3 protein-coding genes and 1 pseudogene are annotated in these 2519 nt (G+C 42.1%); 2 read left to right on the top strand and 2 right to left on the bottom strand.

The features are described from left to right. A pseudogene (locus tag IM319_RS16735) lies at positions 1–319 on the bottom strand (formylglycine-generating enzyme family protein); the annotation flags it as partial. A 321-nt stretch (positions 320–640) separates the two neighbouring features. Between IM319_RS16735 and IM319_RS16730 the strand changes: the two are divergent. Together IM319_RS16730 and IM319_RS16725 are read left to right on the top strand one after the other, a co-directional pair. Beyond that, positions 641–934, top strand: coding sequence for a nucleotidyltransferase family protein (locus tag IM319_RS16730; RefSeq protein ID WP_287684192.1), 294 nt, complete (start codon positions 641–643; stop codon positions 932–934). Continuing rightward, positions 931–1266, top strand: a complete 336-nt coding sequence (locus tag IM319_RS16725) for a HepT-like ribonuclease domain-containing protein (protein ID WP_287684194.1) — start codon at positions 931–933, stop codon at positions 1264–1266. Before IM319_RS16730 ends, IM319_RS16725 begins: the two co-directional genes overlap by 4 nt. Before the next feature lie 375 nt (positions 1267–1641). Here IM319_RS16725 and IM319_RS16720 read toward each other — a convergent pair. Beyond that, positions 1642–2519 (bottom strand): formylglycine-generating enzyme family protein (locus IM319_RS16720; protein WP_287736343.1); only part of this gene is annotated, 878 nt, incomplete at its 5' end.

Below are 2519 nucleotides of genomic sequence, written 5' to 3'. Positions count from 1 at the left end.
TAACCGCCACTGCCTCTTTGATTTCCTCGGTGAGTGACAGGAAAAACCGCCGGTATTCATCTTTATGGTCGGTGAGAAATCTGATTAACTGGTTATAGTCCCCGACTAATCTTTCCAATTCTTGAAAGGTTTCCTCGAAATTGAGGGGTTCTTCTTTTTTCCTCAATCCTAGCCATGTATGGCGAACCCGTTTTCCGGTTTTAATCAGTTGCTGTCTTTTTTGAATCTGATCCTGTAAAATTAATAAATCGGGGCGATTTAGTCGGGGAAGTTGATAGGTTTTCCGATAAAGCTTGATTTTCGCCGTTTCTGCTGCCATCGCCTTGGTCGCTGAGGGTGAGTTTTTTCTATTTTATGCCATTTTTCTTTATTCGTGGCGAGCATCTTTCTCCGAGGGTAAGAGCATCTCAATTAGGCTTGACAAAAGGCTCTCAGCACAGCAATCATATAGTTATTATCCATGGCCGCTTGTTTACTTTAATGACGAAAGCTGTGGCCGGAGCGAATCCGACAGGGATCTTTCAATTATCAAGGGCGATCATTTTTTGGTGAGGAGAGGCACTAACTTTTCTGTCACCTGTAATGAAAAAGGGCGATTGCGGTTTTATTGTTTAAGATGGAGAGGTGGGAGGTTTGAGTAATGTCTTTAAAAAATTTAATTCAGGAAAAGCGCGAAAAAATCCTAGAAATTGCGGCGAATCATGGGGCTTTTAATGTCCGTTTATTTGGTTCGGTCGCTAGAGGTGAAGAAACAGAAAATAGTGATATTGATTTTTTAATTGATTATGATATAGAAAAAATTTCGTCTTGGTTTCCGGTCGGTTTAATTCATGATCTAGAAGATTTATTGGATAGAAAAGTTGATGTTGTATCGGCTAAATCTTTACACGAGTTTATTAAAGAGCGTATTTTGGCAGAGGCAATAATGTTATGAAAGATGCCAGAATTTACTTGATTCATATTCGAGAATGTTTAACTCGAATTGAGAATTATACACAACAGGGACAAAATGATTTTATGAACAATATCTTGATTCAAGATGCTGTCCTTAGAAATTTAGAGGTTATGGGAGAATCCATTAAACAGTTACCAGAGGACTGGAAGGCTTCACAGCCGAATATTGAATGGGTAAAAATTGGCGACTTTAGAAATGTTTTAGCCCATGATTATCTACGAGTCGATCTTGATGTAGTTTGGACTATAATTGAGAATTATTTGCCTGGATTGGAAGAAGCGATTGATAGTATTTTTAATGAATTTTGGTAAGGCTTAGTGCGATCATTTTTTGGTGAGGAGAGGCACTAACTTTTCTGTCACCTGTAATGAAAAAGGGCGATCGCTGTCTTATTATTTGTGGAGGAAAAGGGGGATTTTCCTGACAGGGGGACAAGCAAGCTGAAAAGCTTATGTACCATCGAATACAGACACAGACTCCCAAAAAATATCAGTCATATATAGTAAATATGACCTGCATAACGAAAATAATAAGTGAACTATATCAGAAAGTCTTAGAGAATGAACTGGGACGAGCGAGATTGATAAAAATTAGCGCGGCGCAATCCACCGCAAAATCCTAGTCTATCGCAAAACTATCCGCCTAGCGGCGGGAGACAAAGGGCAAAAAGGCAAAAGAGCAAAGGGTTAAAGTCCTGGGGAGACACACGCAACCCGAAAACCGAAGTAGCTGACGTGGAAGTCGGGGTTGAGCCAGCGGCGGATGGCAGAACGACGGTTAATAGGGAGATCGTTCCAAGAACCGCCGCGCAGACATTTTGGAGACTGAGAACGATTATCATTATCAATCCACGCCGTGCCATCATCCGGCGCTCCAGCATAGCTATCATGCCAATTGTCTTCGCACCACTCCCAAACATTGCCACTCATGTCATACAGTCCCCAACCATTGGGCTTTTTCTGTCCTACGGGATGAGTTGTGCTATTAGAATTTTCTCTACCCCAAGCGTAATCTCCTAACTGATTAGCATCATCACCAAAATAATAGCGAGTGGTTGTCCCCGCACGACAAGCATATTCCCATTCCGCTTCTGTGGGTAGGCGATAGGTTTTCCCTGTGATTTGACTCAATTTCTGACAAAAAGCTTGAGCATCGTTCCAACTAACCTTTTCTACTGGATTTTGGGGATTATTTTGAAAACGAGAGGGATTGTTTCCCATCACCGCTTCATATTGTGCCTGAGTAATGGGATATTTGCCAATGGCAAAACTGTTTACTTTAACTTGGTGTGGAGGCTTTTCACGATCACTATCAGAAGAACCCATGGTAAATTGACCTGCTGGTAAGCTTACCATCTCTAGTCTTATCCCATTGGCTAGGTTTTCGGTAAATGAAGTTTTATTGCCCGGCGCTGTCTCTGGTGGAGTTTGGGGAGGAATAGGAGAGTCACCGACGACGGAGGTGCTAAAGTCCCCGACTCTCTCGATTACATGGTTGTTGATGCGTTGAATGGCGGTTTCCAGTTCGATTTCCTCGTCGGGGATTTCCACTTCTGTCCATTGCC

Origin of the sequence: Microcystis sp. M113S1 (assembly GCF_020246945.1) — a bacterium.
Classification (GTDB): domain Bacteria; phylum Cyanobacteriota; class Cyanobacteriia; order Cyanobacteriales; family Microcystaceae; genus Microcystis.
Note: the sequence above shows the minus strand (reverse complement) of the source record. Positions and strands in the feature narration are given on the sequence as shown.